Source organism: Desulfococcus multivorans (assembly GCF_001854245.1).
Classification (GTDB): domain Bacteria; phylum Desulfobacterota; class Desulfobacteria; order Desulfobacterales; family Desulfococcaceae; genus Desulfococcus; species Desulfococcus multivorans.
The window spans coordinates 1,585,001-1,603,788 of record NZ_CP015381.1 but is presented as its reverse complement, the minus strand read 5'-3'; the positions used below and the strand labels follow the sequence as shown (position 1 = coordinate 1,603,788).

Annotated in this window: 18 protein-coding genes (1 of these 18 cut by a window edge); 16 read left to right on the top strand and 2 right to left on the bottom strand. The window is 56.2% G+C overall.

Going from position 1 to position 18,788, the window contains the following annotated elements:
- Positions 1–368: 368 nt before the first annotated feature.
- From dmul_RS06895 to glk, 14 genes are all read left to right on the top strand, one after another.
- Positions 369–2,399 carry a urocanate hydratase gene (locus tag dmul_RS06895; RefSeq protein ID WP_020878296.1) on the top strand — a complete coding sequence of 677 codons (2,031 nt, stop codon included), beginning with the start codon at positions 369–371 and terminating at the stop codon, positions 2,397–2,399.
- Positions 2,400–2,451: 52 nt separating this feature from the next.
- On the top strand, positions 2,452–3,369 hold the full coding sequence (gene ftcD, locus dmul_RS06890; protein WP_020878295.1) for a glutamate formimidoyltransferase: 918 nt from the start codon (positions 2,452–2,454) through the stop codon (positions 3,367–3,369).
- Positions 3,366–4,610: an imidazolonepropionase gene (hutI, locus tag dmul_RS06885; RefSeq protein WP_020878294.1), complete on the top strand. Its 1,245-nt coding sequence runs from the start codon at positions 3,366–3,368 to the stop codon at positions 4,608–4,610. The genes ftcD and hutI overlap by 4 nt, the downstream gene beginning before the upstream one ends.
- Before the next feature lie 35 nt (positions 4,611–4,645).
- Positions 4,646–6,214 carry a histidine ammonia-lyase gene (gene hutH / locus dmul_RS06880; protein ID WP_020878293.1) on the top strand — a complete coding sequence of 523 codons (1,569 nt, stop codon included), beginning with the start codon at positions 4,646–4,648 and terminating at the stop codon, positions 6,212–6,214.
- A gap of 76 nt (positions 6,215–6,290) precedes the next feature.
- Complete coding sequence (locus dmul_RS06875; RefSeq protein ID WP_020878292.1) at positions 6,291–6,737, top strand: CGGC domain-containing protein; 447 nt, start codon at positions 6,291–6,293, stop codon at positions 6,735–6,737.
- Between the two features lie 49 nt (positions 6,738–6,786).
- The gene (locus dmul_RS20165; protein ID WP_020878291.1) at positions 6,787–6,960 is read left to right on the top strand and encodes a hypothetical protein; all 174 of its coding nucleotides are present in this window, start codon (positions 6,787–6,789) and stop codon (positions 6,958–6,960) included.
- Positions 6,961–7,025: 65 nt separating this feature from the next.
- Positions 7,026–7,358: a YidH family protein gene (locus tag dmul_RS06870; protein WP_020878290.1), complete on the top strand. Its 333-nt coding sequence runs from the start codon at positions 7,026–7,028 to the stop codon at positions 7,356–7,358.
- 533 nt (positions 7,359–7,891) lie between these two features.
- Positions 7,892–8,470, top strand: a complete 579-nt coding sequence (locus dmul_RS20160) for a hypothetical protein (protein WP_144016516.1) — start codon at positions 7,892–7,894, stop codon at positions 8,468–8,470.
- Between the two features lie 45 nt (positions 8,471–8,515).
- Positions 8,516–8,902, top strand: coding sequence for a DUF488 domain-containing protein (locus dmul_RS06860; RefSeq protein WP_020878288.1), 387 nt, complete (start codon positions 8,516–8,518; stop codon positions 8,900–8,902).
- A gap of 41 nt (positions 8,903–8,943) precedes the next feature.
- A complete protein-coding gene (locus tag dmul_RS06855; RefSeq protein WP_020878287.1) occupies positions 8,944–9,687 on the top strand; it encodes a 4Fe-4S double cluster binding domain-containing protein in 744 nt (247 codons plus the stop codon).
- A 99-nt stretch (positions 9,688–9,786) separates the two neighbouring features.
- Positions 9,787–11,982, top strand: coding sequence for a PAS domain S-box protein (locus tag dmul_RS06850; protein ID WP_020878286.1), 2,196 nt, complete (start codon positions 9,787–9,789; stop codon positions 11,980–11,982).
- A 389-nt stretch (positions 11,983–12,371) separates the two neighbouring features.
- Positions 12,372–12,797 carry a large-conductance mechanosensitive channel protein MscL gene (gene mscL, locus dmul_RS06845; protein WP_020878284.1) on the top strand — a complete coding sequence of 142 codons (426 nt, stop codon included), beginning with the start codon at positions 12,372–12,374 and terminating at the stop codon, positions 12,795–12,797.
- A gap of 231 nt (positions 12,798–13,028) precedes the next feature.
- Positions 13,029–13,571: a DUF3750 domain-containing protein gene (locus dmul_RS06840; protein WP_052018602.1), complete on the top strand. Its 543-nt coding sequence runs from the start codon at positions 13,029–13,031 to the stop codon at positions 13,569–13,571.
- Positions 13,572–13,833: 262 nt separating this feature from the next.
- Positions 13,834–14,847 (top strand): glucokinase, encoded by a 1,014-nt coding sequence (glk, locus tag dmul_RS06835; RefSeq protein WP_020878282.1) that lies wholly within the window; start codon positions 13,834–13,836, stop codon positions 14,845–14,847.
- A 66-nt stretch (positions 14,848–14,913) separates the two neighbouring features.
- Here glk and dmul_RS06830 read toward each other — a convergent pair whose 3' ends face one another.
- Together dmul_RS06830 and dmul_RS06825 are read right to left on the bottom strand one after the other, a co-directional pair.
- Positions 14,914–15,378 carry a YcbK family protein gene (locus dmul_RS06830; RefSeq protein WP_234979168.1) on the bottom strand — a complete coding sequence of 155 codons (465 nt, stop codon included), beginning with the start codon at positions 15,376–15,378 and terminating at the stop codon, positions 14,914–14,916.
- 190 nt (positions 15,379–15,568) lie between these two features.
- Positions 15,569–17,320 (bottom strand): L,D-transpeptidase family protein, encoded by a 1,752-nt coding sequence (locus tag dmul_RS06825; protein ID WP_020878280.1) that lies wholly within the window; start codon positions 17,318–17,320, stop codon positions 15,569–15,571.
- Between the two features lie 335 nt (positions 17,321–17,655).
- Between dmul_RS06825 and dmul_RS06820 the strand changes: the two genes are divergently transcribed.
- Together dmul_RS06820 and dmul_RS06815 are read left to right on the top strand one after the other, a co-directional pair.
- Positions 17,656–18,159 (top strand): ferritin family protein, encoded by a 504-nt coding sequence (locus dmul_RS06820; protein WP_020878279.1) that lies wholly within the window; start codon positions 17,656–17,658, stop codon positions 18,157–18,159.
- A 96-nt stretch (positions 18,160–18,255) separates the two neighbouring features.
- Positions 18,256–18,788, top strand: the 5' end (the start) of a protein-coding gene (locus dmul_RS06815) for an NAD(P)/FAD-dependent oxidoreductase (protein WP_020878278.1). It continues 1,093 nt past the right edge of the window; the window shows 533 of its 1,626 coding nt (coding positions 1–533); it begins with the start codon at positions 18,256–18,258; its stop codon lies beyond the right edge, outside the window.

Genomic DNA, 18,788 nt, shown 5'->3' with positions numbered 1-18,788 from the left:
TGGCGGAGCTGGATCTGCTTCCCCTCATCAAAGAAATGGCTCAAGACCGCTTCGGGCACATCCCGGACAATGCCTGAAATACAATATCGTCTCCCCACGGGGCTCTATCCCCGAGGGCTTCCGGAGAGCCGGGAAATCGGTACAAAAGCCGGCATCGAGGATGGCTCTCCGGCCGTGAAAACCGTCATGCCGCGGCACCGATGAGGGGATCGGCGGGACCTGCTTGACAAGATTACGGATCTGTTCTACGAGACAGGTAATGTATATACAAGTCCCGCACGCCGTCCCCACTATCCTGGGCCGTAACATGGCCGTTCGGCAGAGGCCCGCAGCCACCCCGGGGATTTCAGACAGGAGGGAGAATCGCCATGTTGACCCATCGTCAGATATCCGAAGCCATGAGAATCCGGATCGAAAGCGCGTTGCCCCCGATGCCGCCCTTTGCGCCGGATATCCGGCGGGCCCCCGACAGAGGATTCCGCCTTTCTCGCGCTCAGACGGAAATCGCTCTTAAAAACGCCCTCCGCTATATTCCCGGGACCCATCACGCCGTCCTGGCCCCCGAGTTCCTGAACGAACTGAGAACGCGGGGCCGGATCTACGGGTATCGTTTTCGGCCCCGGGAGCCCATCACCGCCCGACCGGTGAACACCTACCGAGGCAACTGCCTGGCGGGCAAGGCTTTCCAACTCATGATCGACAACAACCTCGATAGTGACGTGGCCCTCTACCCCTACGAATTGGTCACCTACGGTGAAACCGGCAGCGTTTGCCAGAACTGGATGCAATACCGGCTCATCAAACGCTATCTTGAGGAACTGACCGAAGCCCAGACCCTGGTAGTACAGTCAGGGCATCCGCTGGGACTATTCAAGTCCGGACCGGAGGCGCCCCGGGTCATCATTACCAACGGCCTTATGGTCGGGCTCTATGACAACCCCGACGACTGGGAGATCGCGGCCCAGATGGGGGTCTCCTCCTACGGCCAGATGACTGCCGGAGGATGGATGTACATCGGCCCCCAGGGCATTGTCCACGGCACCTACAACACCCTCCTCAACGCCGGACGCAAAATGTGCGGAGTGGCAGCCGACCAAAATCTCAGGGGACTCCTGTTCGTCTCCTCGGGATTGGGGGGCATGAGCGGCGCCCAGCCCAAGGCCGCCGCCATCGCCGGTGCCGTTTCGGTCATCGCCGAAGTGGACGCGTCACGAATCCGCACTCGGATGGATCAGGGGTGGGTCGACGAGATGTCGCCCGACCCCGACGAGATATTCATCAAGGCCGCCGCCGCCGCCCGCTCCGGAACACCCCTTTCCCTGGCCTACCATGGAAACGTTGTCGATTTGCTGGAGTACATCGTCGCCAAAAACATTCATGTGGATCTCCTTTCGGATCAGACCTCCTGCCACGTGGCTTATGACGGCGGTTACTGTCCCCAGGGCGTGAGCTTCGAGGAGCGGACGCGACTGTTGACCGCCGACAGACGCCTTTTTCGACAGATGGTCGATCGAAGCCTCCGGCGCCATTTCGAACTCATCCGGATCCTTTCGGCACGCGGGGCCTATTTTTTCGACTACGGCAACGCTTTTCTCAAAGCGGTTTTCGACGCCGGTGTTCCCGAGATCGCCAAGAACGGTCGGGACGCCAGGGAAGGATTCATTTTTCCTTCCTATTTTGAAGATATTATGGGTCCTATCTTCGATTACGGTTACGGCCCTTTTCGTTGGGTCTGCCTTTCAGGAGATCCCGAAGATCTCGCGCGGACCGATCAGGCCGCCATGGCCTGCATCGACCCCGAACGACGTCCCGAAGACCGGGACAACCGGGCCTGGATTCGCGACGCCGAAAAACACCGGTTGGTGGTGGGAAGCCAGGCCCGCATTCTATATCAGGACGCCGCCGGTCGAACCGCCATCGCCCTCAGGTTCAACGCCATGGTCCGCTCGGGTGAGATCGGTCCCATCATGGTGGGCCGGGACCACCACGATCCGGGGGGAACAGACTCCCCCTTCCGGGAGACGGCCAATATCCGGGACGGCAGCAACGTCACCGCCGACATGGCGACACATTGCTTCGCGGGAAACGCTGCCCGGGGCATGTCTCTGGTGGCGCTGCACAACGGTGGCGGTACCGGCATCGGCAAAGCCGTCAACGGCGGGTTCGGACTCGTCCTCGACGGCGGCGAGCGGGTGGACGCCGTGATTCGATCGGCCATGTCCTGGGACGTCATGGGCGGCGTGGCGCGACGCAATTGGGCACGAAACCCCAATGCCATGGCCGTGGCCATGGCGTACAACCAGGAGAATGTCAACGGCGATCAGATTACCCTTCCGTACCTGACCGATGATGCATTGGTGACGGAAACGGTGGACGCCCTGTTTCCCAAATCCCGGTAGATCGGGTTCCCGCCAAAGGCCTGCTGCGGAGAAATGATAAAGGAGAAGCGTCATGGCAATCCAGTTGATCGAATGTACCCCCTGTTTCAGCGAAGGACGACGGCACGATGTGATCGACGCTATCCTGAACCCATTCCGGACCACCCCGGGGTGTCACCTCCTGGACCATCGGTCCGACGGCGAAGAGAACCACTTGACGATTTCCCTGGCGGGCAGACCCGGACCCGTGCAGGAAGCCCTCATGGCCGCGGCCAGAATCGCCCTGGAAACCATCGACATGAACGCCTACACGGGTCTGCACCTGGGTATCGGCGCTGTAGACATGATCCCCTTCGCGCCGGTAACGAACATCTCCATGGAAGCTTGCACAACCTTGGCCCGGGACTTTGGCCGGCGCCTTTTCCATGAGACGGAGATCCCCGTCTATTTTTTCGGCGAAGCGGCCATACGTCATGAACGACGATGTCCGGCGGATCTCCGGAGGGGCGGGTATGATCTCCTGAAAATCGAGGCCTCCGCGCCCAAGCGCCGGCCGGATATAGGTGAACCCAGGCTTCATCCCACCGCCGGAGCGACGGCCGTCGGCGTCGGCAAGCGTCCCCTATATTTTCATGTCAATCTTCGCACGGCCGATATCGCCGTGGCCGTCAAGATCGCCGAAGCCGTAACGGTCCATGCCGGGGGGCCCTGTCATGTCAAGGCAAACGCCCGGGCCATCGAAGACCGTGACATGACCCAGATTCGATTCACCATACTGGACCCGGCTGTCGTGCCGCTCTACCGGATTCTCGAGATGGTGCGCATGGAAGCCCGCGGCTGGGGGGTCGAGGTGGCCTTGACCGACATCCCGGGCATGGTCTCGGCGGGGGCCTTCATCCAAAGCGCGGCCTATTACCTGCAGGCGGCGGGTTTTCACCTCGATCAGGTGACCGAACTGCGGCTATTGGCTGCCATGGGCGACGACACATGACCGCACAGCTCTTTAAGAACGCCCGCATCTTCTCGCCTGTTGACGCAGGCATCCCCGCCGCCGGAAAAGATCAGGGGAAAATCCGTATCCATGACCGGGGCGCCCTCCTCGTGGGCAACGGCCTCATCACTGATGTCGGGGACATGGACATCGTGCGGGGTCGGACCGTCATGGGGATGATCGACGAAGTCGTCGACTGTCGGGGGCGCACCATGATCCCCGGCTTCGTCGATCCCCACACCCACATGTGTTTTACCGAACTGCGGGAAGCGGAATTCGAGCTGCGCATGGCCGGAACCCCCTACATGGAAATCCTGGCCATGGGGGGGGGCATTCTATCGTCGGTGAAGACGGTCCGGAATGCCTCGGAAGAAGCGCTTTTCGAGGCAAGCCGCCGCCGGGTCCAGACGGCCCTCCGTCTCGGCACCACCACCATCGAGATCAAGAGCGGGTACGGGCTAGACACCGCAACCGAACTCAAAATGCTCCGGGTTATCGACCGTCTCGGCCGCGAAATGCCCCTGGACGTCGTCCCCACTTTCCTGGGCGCACATGCCGTTCCGGTGGAGTACAGGGACCGCGCCGACGCCTTCGTGGATCTCGTGGTGGGTGAGATGATCCCCGAGATCCGGGAGCAGGGAATCGCGCGATTCTGCGACGTCTTCTGCGAAAAGGGCGTCTTTTCCATTGACCAGGCACGACGAATCCTCGAAGCCGCACGGACGGCGGGCCTAGGCGTCAGGATTCATGCCGACGAGGTCCACGATCTGGGGGGAGCGGCATTGGCTGCGGCTCTCGGGGCCGCCTCCGCCGATCATCTCCTGGCGGCCTCCGATGACAACCTCCAGCGCATGGTCGAGGCCGGAGTGACGGCCGTCCTCCTGCCGGCAACGGCCTACAGCCTCAGAAAACCCTACGCCCGGGCGAGACACATGATCGACGCCGGTCTGGCCGTGGCCCTGGCCACCGACTGCAACCCCGGGTCAAGCTATACCGAGTCAATGCCTTTCGTTATAGGCCTAGCAGTGGTCAACATGTTCATGACCCCCTTCGAGGCGTTGACGGCAGGTACGCTCAACGCCGCCTACGCCATAGGCATGGCCCGTTCCGTGGGCAGTCTTGATCCGGGCAAACAGGCGGATTTTCTGCTCCTGGATGGAGATTCTCCAACGATCCTGGCCTACCATGCCGGCGTCTCGCCGATCACCGCCGTCTACAAGCGCGGGAAGCGTGTTTTCTGATGTCGATGGTTCTGATCTGAGAAAGGATGCTGTCGATGCCGAAAATCTATCTGGACAAAGATGAAATCACCATCGACGACCTGGTGGCCGTAGCCCGGGATCGGGCGCCGGTTTCGATATCCCCGGTCGGCGAAGGCCGGGTCGAAAAGACGAGTCGGCTTATCGCCCGATGGGTAAAGGAGAAGAAGGTCATCTATGGAATCACGACGGGCTTTGGAGCCCTATGCGACGTCTCCATCTCCGAAACCGAAACCCGGAAGCTCCAGGAAAATGTCCTCATGAGTCACGCCGCGGGCGTCGGCGATCCCCTGCCCGAGGAGGTGGTTCGGGCCATTATGGCCCTTCGGGTCCACGACCTCTCGCTGGGCTATTCCGGTTGCCGGATGGAAACCCTCCGCTACCTCATCACGTTCCTCAACGCAGGGCTTACTCCGGTCATTCCCGAAAAAGGGTCGGTAGGCGCATCCGGCGACCTGGCGCCAACGGCCCACCTCGGCCTGGTGCTCATCGGCCGGGGCGAGGCCGTTTTCAAGGGGTGTCGGATGCCCGGGGCGGCAGCACTTTCAGCCATCAATCTTCCACCCCTCAAGCTGGCGGCCGGCGAAGGGCTCGCTCTCATCAACGGTACCCAGGTCATGACCGGCATGGGCGCCCTGGTGGTCCACGACGCCGTCCGCATTTCCAAGATGGCCGACATCGCCTGCGCCATGACCCTGGAGGTGCTCATGGGGAGCAGTTCCGAGTTCGATCCCCGCATCCATCAGGTGCGCCCCCACCCGGGCCAGATCCTCACGGCCGACAACATGCTCCGGCTCACGGCAGACAGCGAGATCATGGCCTCTCACAAAGGGTGTGCGCGGCTCCAGGACGCCTATACCCTGAGATGCTCGCCCCAGATTCACGGGGCGAGCAAGGACGCGCTGGCCCATGCCAGGCGCGTCATCGACATCGAAATCAATGCCACCACCACCAACCCCCTGATCTTCGCCGACACCGAAGAGATTCGCCTTGGCGGCAATTTCCACGGCCAGCCGGTGGCCATGGCGGCGGACTATCTGTCCATGGGTCTCGCGGAACTGGGAAGCGTCTCCGAACGACGCATCGAACGACTGGTCAACCCTCAGCTCAGTGACCTCCCCGCTTTTTTGACCGAGCACGGCGGTCTCAACTCCGGCTACATGATCGGCCAGTATGTGGCCGCGGCGCTGGTTTCCGAAAACAAGGTACTGGCCCACCCGGCCTGCATCGATTCGATCCCCACCTCGGCCAACAAGGAGGATCACGTCAGCATGGGATCGATTGCCATGCGGCAGACCCGGGAAATCCTCGACAACGTCGAACACGTCGTGGCCATCGAGCTGCTCTGCGCAGCCCAGGCATACGATCTGCTCCAGAAGAAACAGCCAATGACCGGCGGCAGAGGCACCCACGCCGCCTACCGGGTCATCCGACGCTACGTGCCCTACATGGCCGAGGACCGGGACCTCTACATCGACATCCAAACCATGCGTGATGTCCTGCGGCGGGGCGAGGTCGTCCGGGCCGTGGAGGCGGCCGTGGGCGAAATCCGTTCGTATGCCCGGAGGGTGCCGCCGTCGCAGTGAGGATGCGTATTGACAGGGTTCACACATAGGGTTGCCTCTACCCCGAAGGTAATGGTTGAAATCGAAAGGAAATGAGATGAATTCGAAGACAAAGATCGGAATAATTATTTGCGATCGTTATCGCCGCTGTGCCGGTGGTAAATGTTTCCGGGCGATGAAAAGTAAGGAGGGTGCTTTCAGCAGATACACGGACACGGAACTCGAGTTGGTTGGTTTTACATCATGCGACGGCTGTCCTGGTGGAAACATTGAATATGCGGGTGAGGAAATGGTGAGGAACGGCGCAGAAGTTATTCATTTAGCTACCGGCCTTGTTGTGGGTTATCCGCCCTGTCCCCACATCAATACATTCAAAACCTTTCTCGAAAAACGCTATCAGTTAACTGTCGTTGTAGGCACCCACCCGATACCGAAAAAATATCTTGATATGCATACGGATCTTGGGACCTGGGAAAACCCTGATTGGAAGCCCCTTGTTGCGCCGACGATGAGTGATGAAGCGACTCGAGCAAGTTACAACTGATCATGCGCATTTCAAACCGTATTGGCCGTCTTGAGGAATTGCCGGGTTTTTGTTCGGCAGCCAAATTTACGAATTCATCGCCCGCCTGTTGACCAACCTGGCGGCGAACTGCGGCCCGTTCGCTCTGGTGGAGAATCAACGTCTGGACAATGGTCTCTATGGTATGTTTGGCCTGCAGCACGGCATTTCCATATGCAACGGGCGCTTTGAGCGCACGGTTTGAAGCGGTAGCACTGAATCAGAGACGCCCGACGTTGGATAACGAGATCTATTAAAAAGGAATGCGTTTTGACCAACGCTACATACAACAGTGATTCAATAGTAATCAATGAGGTGCAGCTAATCCTGGCAGAAAAGCGCACATCTTTAGCCGTGATGCGGACAGGGATAGCTATGTTAGCGTTGCCTTTGTCGGTATTGAGCGTGCTGATAGCTACCTCAAAATATTATAACGTTCTACACGTATTACATTTTCTTGTTCCATTGGGGGCGCTCAATCTTATTTTAATCGTTTTTGGCAGCTATATGATTGTTCGCGCGGTAATTCGAATTCATAAATACGACCGCCTTATTCATCAGATCAAATTAAAGCATAGTGTAATCGGAGAGTTCATTGAGTGATCACATCACAACATCCGACCATGAAAATCGGCCGACACAAAAAGCCGCGCGGCTGATTTGAAACGTTGGGCAGGAATTCGTACTCGATCCGGAACATTAACGGGTGAAGAGAGAATCACTTTTACAATAGTTACCAAAAGTACCTGGGCAAGATCACAAAAAGCCTCCCAGGGACGGTTCACCATCGAAGACCGAGATGAAAACAACCTGCATATTAAAAAGGCACGGATGGGGTATCCAGGGTTGAATATTACCTTTCGGATCTACAGGGCAAAGGGAAATCTCCCGGCACATCTATCCGCTCACCATCATGAAAGTCGACAGTTGAATGATCATTCAACGGTCCTGTCATTCTGGAACGGAACGATAGCTTCAAGAGAATCAAATGCCTTTTTAAACAGAATATTTTGCCGCTCTTTTGCATTCCAGTACGATTGGTCATGAAAACAGGGATAGGCGTTTGTACAGATAACAGGCCGCCGTTCGAATGACAGAAAACATCCGGTCTCAAGTAACACAGGACACTGGTGCTTATGATTGTTGAGGATCAATTCCGCCATCGTTGCCTGCTCAGCCTCCGACATATCAAATATTGCGGCAAAGAAATCCAGATGGGTCAGGTTTCCCGGGAAATGCCATTTGCAGCACTCCCCTTTGCATATGGGAATGAAATTCCTGCAGGCCTGGGAATATCCCTTTTGGTCTGCAATGGCTTCCATCTGATATTTCAGGAAGATAATTTCTCTGATCCGCATTTCCGCAGCCTGCATTTTTTTCCCGGGCAATTTCCGGAACGCATCCATTGCGATCATGAGATTTTCATGCATGGCAGCCTGTATCCGCTTCATTTTCCAGCACCCCTGTTTTTTTCATTGATCAGACCCGAATCCCCCGACCAAACCCGTTTTAAAGGTTGTCCAATCGGTCGGGGACGATGGCCCCAGATTTTTATCGCCAAACACTACCACGATGATCCCAGGGGTGGGAACAAAAATCCCGTTCACAGAACGCCGGCAAACAATGATTCAACATCCTTCTTGTCTTCTGGTGAGTTGCGGCATTATATATACGTATCGTCCGCTGCAGAGGATGAAAGATATTGCACCGGATGATGCGGACTGCGAGAGGATCTGAACAACAACCGGTGTGGAGCCAAAATGACGATAAGGATTATCAGATTGGGCAGCCCGAGAGGGCAGGACGAAGGATTGCGTATCGGCACGGTTCGGCGCCCCCCACGGGGTGTAAAAAAATCGGACTATGCCTCGAAAAACTTCTATGACGTCTGGTTTCCAAATCTCGCCCCCAGCGAGGCGCTGTTGAAAGAGGCCTCGCCTCTCAGGGACGAAACTTCCTGGAAGACGTTCAAACGCAGATTCATCGCTGAAATGAAATCATCCGAAGCGAAGCGGGATCTCGATCTGCTCGCGGCACTCTCTCATCAGACCCATTTTTCCATCGGCTGCTACTGCGAGGACGAATCCCGTTGTCATCGCTCGATACTGAGGGAACTGCTTGAAAAAAGAGGGGCAAAGATCGCTTGAGTACAGCACCTGAATCAACACGCAATGAAAAGAATTGTTTCATGTCGGATGGTTCACACGTCTTCCCAAAATGGCTGACGGAATGGATGGCGACACGAAAGATCATCCTGTGGGGTGCGGCGGACCTTCGGGGATTTACCACGCCCCTTGATTTGCAAGGTAAAAGTTTTCCCCTTGCGTTGTCATGGGCGATCCCCATGACGCCTCGCATCATGGCCGGCATCCAAAACGGCCCCAACTCAGCATACGCCGATGAATATGCCAGGGTAAACAACCGTATCCATGAACTATCGCAAGCGCTGTCGGCCGAAATCAAAAGCAGGGGATTCCGATCCAAACCCCTGGCGGTTTCAGACCGGACAGACCGGATCAACATCAAGGGGGATTTTCCCCACAAGACGGCGGCCACCAGAGCAGGGATAGGGTGGGTGGGTCGCCATTGCCAGATCATCACGCGCCCCTTTGGGCCGTGGGTACGGCTTGGGACTGTTTTCAGCGACATCCCCCTGCCCTGCGGACCTGCCGTGGAGAAAAATTTCTGCGGCCGTTGCATGCGCTGCGTAGAGGCTTGTCCTGCAAAGGCCCTGAAAGGCGGAACATGGCATCCCGGGCTGCCCAGAACGGCGATATTGGACGCACAAGCCTGTGACCAATGGAAAAAGAAGCACTATCCCGCGTATCACAACGGGCACAATTGCGGCATCTGTTCGGCTGTCTGCCCCTATGGATTAAAAACCCTGAAAAGAAATTCGTCCCAAGAGGTTGCATCGAGAAGCCGCATTTAAATTCCGGTTGATCCCAAAACTGTAAAGGTCAAAAAGTCATGTTTCCAGGGTTCATGCAGCGCGTCAGGCTCATGAAGCCTGATGCCATGTGGAAGGAATATGAAAACCCCGATAAATGCAACCGTACCGAAGAGATCATCGTCGAAATTTACAACAAAACAAACTCTGAAGCGGCAAAACGATTTACTGGCTGCCGTCCGCCAAACCCTGGAATTGTTCATCTCCGGCCACGATCCCGAACAGATCTATGGCCGGATGCTCGACATCCTGGTGCAAGCCACCGAAAGCGCCTTCGGTTTTCTCGACGAGGTGCTGTACGATATCGATGGAAATCCCTACAAAAAAAGTCTGGCGTTATCCGACATTTCCTGGAGCAGCGAGTCCCATCGCCTCTATGAAGCGCTGAAAGCCCATAATCTCGAATTTCACAATCTCGACAACCTGTCCGGAGCGCCTGTTATCAAGGGTCGGGCCATCCTGGCCAATAACGCCTCTCGAGACCCCCTGTACAAAGGGATTCCCGAAGGCCATCCGCCGATCGTCCGTTATTTGGGAATTCCACTTTATTTGGGCGCCGAAATCATCGGCATGGTGGGCGTGGCCAACCGCCCAACCGATTACACCGAGGAAGTCGCGGAGTTCATCACCCCTTTGACCCAGGCATGCGCCGCCATAATCCACGCCCGGAGAATCGAGGAGAAAGAGCGGAAAAACCTGGCTGCCCTGAAGGCCGGCGAAGCCCGGTATCGCCGCATTGCCGAAAACATCTCCGATGTGGTCTGGGTTTCGGATCTTGACCTGAAAACAACCTATGTCAGCCCGTCAGTGGAAAGAATGCTGGGGGAATCCGTAGAGGCCCACCTTCAAAAAAGCATGGAAGAGAAGATTCCATCCGAACATCTGAAGCAGCTCCGTACCGCCCTGGCCGAGGAGTTGGAAAAGGAAGCCGATCCGAATTGCGATAAAAACCGCTCCCGTCTGATAGAAATGCAGCATTACCGGGCCGACGGCGGCCTCATATGGATTGCCGTGAACGTCTCCTTCGTGCGGGATGAACAGGGAAAACCGATCGGTCTTCAAGGGGTAACACGCGACATCACCGGGCACAAGCGGATGGAAGAGACCCAGCGGAGGCTTCAGGAAAGGCTTTCCCAAGCCGTGGAAATGGCTCTCCTGGGATACTGGGAATACGACGTCGCTTCTGATCAATTCATTTTTGACGATGCCTTTTACAAAATCTATCGCGTCACCGCCGAACAGATGGGCGGCTACACCATGTCATCCAGCGACTATGCCGAGCGATTTGTTCATCCGGAGGACCGTTGGGTGGTGAGCGATCAGATTCGAAAAGCCCTTCACACCATTGAAGTCTCCCATGACAGCCGGATCGAGCATCGGATTCTCTATGCCGACGGAACCGTCGGGCATATCGCCGTTCGTTTCTTTGTCGTCAAAAATGCACAGGGCAAGACGGTCAGAACCTACGGGGTGAATCAAGACATCACAGCCCGCAAAAAAGCCGAGGAGAGAGCCGCTAAACTCCAGGCCCAACTTTTTCAGGCTCAAAAGATGGAATCGGTGGGTCGCCTGGCCGGCGGAGTGGCCCATGATTTCAACAACATGCTGGGCGTGATTCTCGGTTATTCCGAGCTTGCCCTGGAGCAGGTCGACCCGTGCCAACCGCTCTTCGAAAGTCTGCATGAAATCCAGAAGGCCGCTGAGCGTCTCGCCCATCTGACCCGACAGCTGCTGGCCTTTGCACGGAAGCAACCCGTGACCCCCAGAGTGCTTGACCTGAACGATAAAGTGGAGGGAATGCTCCAAACGCTGCGCCGGATCATCGGAGAGGACATCGACCTGCACTGGCTGCCCGCTGCAAAGATCTGGCCGTTGCGGATCGATCCCGGTCAGATCGATCAGATCCTGGTCAACCTGTGCGTAAACGCTCGGGACGCCATGAGCGGAAGGAGCGGCCGGGTGACGATCCAAACGGGAACCCGTGTCTTTGAACCGCTCCAGTGCGTCGAGGATCCGGAGCACCGCCCCGGTGCATACGTGATGCTGGCCGTAGGCGACAACGGCAGCGGCATGGACCAGGAGAGCATAGACAACCTGTTCGAACCCTTTTTCACTACGAAACCGGTGGGCCGGGGAACCGGGCTGGGGCTTCCGACCATCTACGGTATTGTAAAACAGAACAAGGGGTCTATCCGGGTAGAAAGCGAACCGGGAATGGGAACGACATTTCGGATCTACCTTCCGAGACACTCGGCGGCTTCGGACATCAAGTCCTGAAATCTCATCATTATAATGTCGACCTGTTTGTGCAGCACCGTCGCACCGCGGAAGTCATTGACGCCCTCCGGATCCATCGCCCGGCCCTGAACGATCTTAAAGCCGATACCTCCGCAGCTATCCTTTTTTTCCGAATTATCAAAATATGAATTGACATTTTCTCTAAAAAGGAGAATCTCATGAACTATGAGATATGAAACCCCAATTGTTCAATTCGGCAGATGGTTTTTTCGTGTTGGGCATCGGCGCCGGAATTGAGGTGGCGTCGTTGGCCACAGCACCGGACTTCCCCTTGGGATCAAACGCTTCCGTAACTGAATGAAGCAGGACATAAGCATCAAAAATTCGAACGGCACGATCAAATCACACAAAACGAAAGGGATCAGCACATGGGAATGATTAAGGAATTCAAGGAATTTGCCATGCGGGGCAATGTCGTCGACATGGCCGTAGGCATTATCATCGGCGGCGCGTTCGGCAAGATTGTCAGTTCTCTGGTGAACGACGTCATCATGCCGCCCATCGGTATGCTCATGGGGAATGTCGATTTTTCGAACCTGGCCGTCACGCTTAAGGACAAGACAGCCGATGCGGAAGCCGTAGCCATCAATTATGGCGTCTTTATCAACACCGTCCTGGATTTTCTCATCGTCGCGTTTGCCATCTTCATGGTTATCAAGCAGATGAACCGACTGGTCAAAAAAGAGGAAGCACCACCCGAACCCACGACTAAGCAATGTCCGAACTGCTTCACAGATATTCCCATCAAGGCGACGCGTTGCCCGAACTGTACCTCTGAGCTTAAGTTGACATAACCTTCGGACACGATGGCAGGCGACTCAATCGGATTCGTCCTGTAACGGCTTGACATTCTATTCCATTATAGTAATTATATTTTTCTGAATACAACCTTCGACGTCCGGTGAGGTCCGTTACGGCTCAATCGCCGTCCGGCTCGTTCAGGTACCGGCAGGGGGGTGATGCGGGCATCACCCCGTCCCTATCGGCCGTTAACACCGGAAGGGAAGCACCCGCGATATAAGAAGATGGATCTTTTAAGGTCATTCGCAATAGTTGTGCTGACGGGATCGATGCTGTCGGGCTGTTTTTCCGGTAAGGACTGGCGCACCGCCAGCCGAGAATCGGCGGGGATCGCTCCGGATCCTTCTCTCACGCGTGAAGCGGTGCTGCAGGTCTACGGTGCCGACGCCTGGGGTTGGCGGGGTTGGTTCGCCATCCACACATGGATCGCCGCCAAACGAACCGGCGAAAGCGAATACACCGTGTACGACGTGGTGGGTTGGCGGGAATATCGTGGTCTTCCGGTCATGCGGATCGCCCGGGACGTCCCCGACCGTTACTGGTTCGGCGAGAAGCCCCGCATCCTCAGGGAGCACCGGGGACCGGGCGTCGATGATCTTATCGACGCCGTGGACGAGGCCGCCCGCGCCTATCCATGGAAAACGATCTACAAGGTCTTTCCAGGGCCCAACAGCAACACCTTTACCGCCTGGATCGCCCTCAGGGTGCCGGAGTTGGAGCTGAATCTGCCGCTTTCAGCCATCGGCAGCGGATATGCAAGCCCATAATCGGCAGCACGAAATACGCATACCCGGCTTAATTCACGTATGGGCGCATCTCCCGTCCTTCCCGAAAAACACGACTCACTTTCAAGCCCGGAACAGCGTCTGCGTTTCTCTGCAGTCAGAATCAATACCGGGGTATCGGATCGACTGTTGGGGATTCCGGCTGATACAACCGACAGCAAGGCACATTTACCATGGCGATATCACATAGATCAGCGCTGAGTTCACATATACCGGCAATGTCATCGTAAGGACAGCTGAATCAATGGATGGGAACGATGGCGGCGCTCTGTTGATCGATGTGGGCGGTACCCACACCCGACTGGCCGTTTGCAATGGTCCGAACGGAAATATCTTCCCGCAAGGCATCAAAATCTATGAGAGCCGGGTCTATCCCGGAATTGATAAGATCATCCAAAACTACCGGAGTTCGCTGGGAATTCTTCCCAAAGCCGTCGTCATCGGCGTTGCGGGGCCGGTGACTGAAGATTCTGCCGGCGCTACCAACCTGACCTGGACCATCAATGCCAAAAAGCTTAAAACAGCCATAGGGTTTTCCGAGGTCAGGATTATCAACGACGTCGAGGCCCTGGGCTATGCCATAGAGGTGTTGGGGGAAAACGACATCGAGATCATCCATTCCGGAAAGCGCTGCCTTCGATCTCCCGCAGCCCTCATCGCACCGGGAACCGGATTGGGAGAATCGTTCCTGGTGCCTTCTGAAAACGGTTTTCAGGTCTTCCCCTCCGAAGGCGGGCACGCTGATTTTGCCCCTACCAATGCCATGGAGATCGGCCTTCTGGACTTCCTCCTGAAACGCGGGAACCACGTCAGCTATGAACGGGTCTGCTCAGGTCCCGGCATCTGCAACATCTACCGGTACCTCGCAGACAAACGCATCTGTTTTGAACCGTCATGGTTGAAAAAGCGAATCGAAACAGCAGAGGACCCTGCCGCGATAATTGCACGGAATGCCCTATCCGGTACCGATGCAACGGCAATCACCGTCAGAACCGTCGAAATTTTCGTATCCATTCTAGGCGCCGAGGCCGGGAATCTGGCAATGCGGTATGGGGCCGGAGGCGGCATCTACATCGGTGGCGGCATTGCCCCGAAAATCCGTCCGTTTTTGACCAGGGCGGCCTTCGTCCTGTCTTTCAAGGCCAAAGGCCGCCTTTCCGGATACGTTTCAAGCATACCGGTAATGCTCATCCGAAAGCCGGAGGCCAATCTGTGGGGGTTGGCCAATTATGCACAAAAAACGCTTACGACCGGATAAATGATGCTCGATCCGTTGATCTGTACCCCCCTGATGTGCCTGGGGATCTCTCAACAGAAATTCCCATTACCAGGTTCTGAATACGCCGGTGTCCAAATGGACGAAATCCGACTTGGCATAATAGCCTACTCCGCCGCTTCGCAGCGAAGTCGCCGTATCCCGGAGTCTTCTGGTGGAGAGATCCGCTATGCGGATATCAATGGCCCGACCTTTCATGTGAAAGCTTTTCTTGGCAACGCCCCGGGTGCTTTGGCGCAAACGGTGGTTGGTTTGTGGCGATCGGTAACCCGAAACGATTTCGATGGTGCCTCGGCTTCCGGTAGCCGCCTGAATTTTACAAAGCATGTCCAGGAGGCCGGGATCGATGGGATGGGTGTCTCCCGTCCGAAAGTCTCGAAGAAACCCTCTGATTTTTTTCTCCACCGATCGGGAACATCGTCCCGGGGTATGAACGATCTTTAAACATTCTTCCGTGTGGGTGTGAAAAAATGAAAGCCGAAATTTTCTGGGCGCCCTCGCCCAACACTCCATCGGTGGGCAGATGAGTATTCCGGCTGCGGCCTGAGCAGAGACGGCAAGGAAACGCCGGCGACTGATGTTAACCATTTGAGATTGCCTTTGTTTCGTTTTCTTTGGAGTTTCAATTGACGACGATAGCCATTTCGATACTGCTGGTAGGAACACAATGGCCGACCCGATGTCTATGCGGCCGGGGAGCAGGCTATTCGGCGAACATGGCACGCCTGAGCTTGTCGTCACGACCGTAGATGTCTTTATTAAAATATATTATACCGTTTTTGTCAACCCAGGAAGTCTGGTAGGTGATATGGACGGGCACCGGCTCCGGAAGTCGAATGACGGTGCGTTTTCGTTTTTCAACGATCCTGCGAACCGCCTCTCTGGTCAAGACGCTCGTCTCGGATGTTAACAGGAATGCGGCCAGCCCCATGGGATCGCTCACGCGTATGCAACCATGACTGAAATCTCTCTGGGTCCGCGTAAACAGATTCTGGGTGGGGGTGTCGTGAAGGTAGACATCGTATGGGTTGGGAAAAACAAATTTGATCCGGCCCAGGGCATTCCAAGGGCCGGGATCCTGACGAAGCCTGAATCCCGCCATACGTTGGGGGCTCATATTGCGCCAATCGACGGTGCGGGAATCAATCTCGTGAGCCTCGGCGCTCCAACCGGAGAAGAGTCGTATATGCTGCTTCTTTAAGTGATTCGGATCTCGTCTGAGCTTTGGCAGTTCTTCATTTTTGGCGATGCTTGGCGGGACGTTCCAGTACGGGTTGATATCGACATAGCGGATACGGTCGCTGAAGATGGGAGTCTGATGCTGAAATTTTCCCACGATAACGGGAAAGCTGAGCACTTCGACACCGTCGTCAACCGCCGTCAGATCGAAATTAGCGATATTGACGAGGACGTATTTTTCACCAAGGGTATGCGCCTGCCAGCGCCAGCGCGTCATGTTGATAATGATCTGCTTGACGGCATCGGAAACTGAAATGTTCAAAGCGGCGAAGGTGTTTTTACCGATCACGCCGTCGGGTGTCAGGCCGTGTCGGCGTTGAAACCGCAAGATCGCGCTTTTCAAAGCGGGCTCGTAATACATAGTGGGCTGAAACCCTGTATCCAGATCCCCCGTTACCGATAAACGGCGAAAAATGTCAGGCATCCGATCGTCATGATCACCCGGCCGGATGGTCGGCCCGGGTGGGATGGCAGGCCAGCCCCCTGCCGCCTCCAGTGCGCGGTAGGTTTTCAGTGCCGTCTTCAGCTGGCGGTAGTATCGGTGGGACGGAGGCAACGCGGCAAGATAGGCGCCCAGATCGGGAACCGAGAGAATCTGTTCCATTTTCGTCGCAGTTTCGATATCGCCGTCACACGACCCGGAATTCGGGAGGATTCCGGCGTCAAGCGATTTGATGCGCCCCCAGCTGACATCGTGAATGTATTTGATCAAATTAAAAGTCAACAAGGTATCGAGTCGAGCGAGCATTCTGGGGTCGCGTTCGGCGAAAAGCGATGAGATCTGGTCAATCTCATAATTTCCCGGATCGAGCCCCTCTGTTTCAGCCTGAACGAGAAAAGACAGGATCACCGAGGCATCAGGCCCGGGCCCCTTGGGGGTGACCCAAAGGGGTCGAAGACCGGTCCGGCGATACGCGGCAGCCAGACAGAGGTCCTTGTCGGTCACCGACAGCTGCTGTTTCTCGTGACCCAACAGTTCGATCGGATAACATACGAGATGTTCCGTCATGGCCGCTGTCAGCGCCGCCATATCTTCCGCCGCAAAGCCGGAGCGCGGCGCCACCATCGTCAATATGATCGTCCCAAGGAAAAACAGACCGAAAAGCTGCTTAAAAATCGGCCGGACTAACGGCCTGAAGGATTTCTGAGATACCCTGAAATATAGCCATGCCGTCGACGCCGTCCATAAGCTGATCCTGCCGCACTCTTTCTCCATGCTTCTCAAATCTGTCCTGCCCTTTCCGTCCGGGTTTTTCACGCATTTCCACCGCGGGTCCGCGACGACACATCGACGGCCCCGGCATCCGTGTCGATATTGACCGGGGCGGAATTAAGAATCTGATCTTATTGCGCTATATCATTACCATTACGCTCTGGGGCAGGTCAATGAAAATTCAAATCCTCACTTCTCGACATTTAATGCAAAGCGAGAGAAGCTTGTACCGGAAATTCGTTTCTGCTAAACAGGAACGAGCTGACGCCGTTAAAACCCTATACGTTTGTTAAGGACCTGGCTGTAACGGCACCTAACCCGACATCGAAGGAGATGCCATGACACCGACTGAAGCGATACAGGCGGCCATCGTCTACGAAACTAAAATTCGGGACCTATATCAGGATTCAGCGGCATCAACCCGGGATCCGACCGGCATTCGCGTTTTCTCGCTTCTGGCCGAAGATGAACAGCGGCACCTCGACTACCTGCACCACAAACTGGCGCAGTGGAACGAAACCGGTATGATCGGGATTGATGACCTCAAATCCGTCGTTCCGTCTGCAAGGGTGATCCGGGAAGAGATGGCGGTGCTGAAGGAGACCCTGTCCAAGGAGGATCGGACCGATGAAAAACGGATGCTTGCCAAGGCCCTGGCCGTTGAGGTGGAAACCAGCCGGTTCTATCGCAGGATGGTCGATGAAATGACGGATGATACCCGGCCCATGTTCTCACGGTTTTTGGAGATCGAAAATGAGCACATCGAGATCGTACAGGCGGAACTCGACTTCGTCAGCCGCACCGGCTACTGGTTCGACATCAAAGAATTCGACATGGAATGAGACGAACGCCGCCCCTCTGCGCGCCCCATCACCGCTGCAGTGTTGTACGGCTTTATCGCCGGCGTCTGAACCCAGGCCGGCATAGGAAAAACCAGCATGTTGCGCATTACTCAAGTGCGGCTTCCCATCAACCATTCCGAGAGTATGCTCCGGGACGCCATCCTCACGAGGTTGGACATACGCACCCAGCACCTTGAGGGATACACCATCTTTCGGAGAAGCATCGACGCCCGGCGGCAAAACCGCATCACCTTTATCTACACCCTTGACGTCAACAGCCCGAAGGAAGACGAAATCCTGGCACGCCTTGCCGGGGATCCCAACGTCAGTCGGGCACCGGACACCCTATACCGTTTTATCGCTCGTGTCCGGTCTCCCTTGAGGGAGAGACCGGTGGTGGTCGGCACCGGGCCATGCGGCCTGTTCGCCGGCCTGCTCCTCGCCCAGATGGGCTTTCGCCCCATCCTGTTGGAGCGGGGAAAGACGGTGCGGGAGCGTACCACGGACACCTTCAGATTTTGGCGGAAACGCGTTTTCAATCCGGAATCCAACGTCCAGTTCGGGGAAGGCGGCGCCGGAACCTTTTCCGACGGCAAGCTATACACCCAGATCAGGGACCCCCGACATCT

Bases quoted from the DNA above. Each gene is read 5' to 3' on its own strand.
- dmul_RS06895 (WP_020878296.1), top strand. From the start codon at position 369: ATGTTGACCCATCGTCAGATATCCGAAGCCATGAGAATCCGGATCGAA.
- ftcD (WP_020878295.1), top strand. From the start codon at position 2,452: ATGGCAATCCAGTTGATCGAATGTACCCCCTGTTTCAGCGAAGGACGA.
- hutI (WP_020878294.1), top strand. From the start codon at position 3,366: ATGACCGCACAGCTCTTTAAGAACGCCCGCATCTTCTCGCCTGTTGAC.
- hutH (WP_020878293.1), top strand. From the start codon at position 4,646: ATGCCGAAAATCTATCTGGACAAAGATGAAATCACCATCGACGACCTG.
- dmul_RS06875 (WP_020878292.1), top strand. From the start codon at position 6,291: ATGAATTCGAAGACAAAGATCGGAATAATTATTTGCGATCGTTATCGC.
- dmul_RS20160 (WP_144016516.1), top strand. From the start codon at position 7,892: ATGATTGTTGAGGATCAATTCCGCCATCGTTGCCTGCTCAGCCTCCGA.
- dmul_RS06860 (WP_020878288.1), top strand. From the start codon at position 8,516: ATGACGATAAGGATTATCAGATTGGGCAGCCCGAGAGGGCAGGACGAA.
- dmul_RS06855 (WP_020878287.1), top strand. From the start codon at position 8,944: ATGTCGGATGGTTCACACGTCTTCCCAAAATGGCTGACGGAATGGATG.
- dmul_RS06850 (WP_020878286.1), top strand. From the start codon at position 9,787: ATGAAAACCCCGATAAATGCAACCGTACCGAAGAGATCATCGTCGAAA.
- mscL (WP_020878284.1), top strand. From the start codon at position 12,372: ATGGGAATGATTAAGGAATTCAAGGAATTTGCCATGCGGGGCAATGTC.
- dmul_RS06840 (WP_052018602.1), top strand. From the start codon at position 13,029: ATGGATCTTTTAAGGTCATTCGCAATAGTTGTGCTGACGGGATCGATG.
- glk (WP_020878282.1), top strand. From the start codon at position 13,834: ATGGATGGGAACGATGGCGGCGCTCTGTTGATCGATGTGGGCGGTACC.
- dmul_RS06830 (WP_234979168.1), bottom strand. From the start codon at position 15,378: ATGGAGTGTTGGGCGAGGGCGCCCAGAAAATTTCGGCTTTCATTTTTT.
- dmul_RS06825 (WP_020878280.1), bottom strand. From the start codon at position 17,320: ATGGAGAAAGAGTGCGGCAGGATCAGCTTATGGACGGCGTCGACGGCA.
- dmul_RS06820 (WP_020878279.1), top strand. From the start codon at position 17,656: ATGACACCGACTGAAGCGATACAGGCGGCCATCGTCTACGAAACTAAA.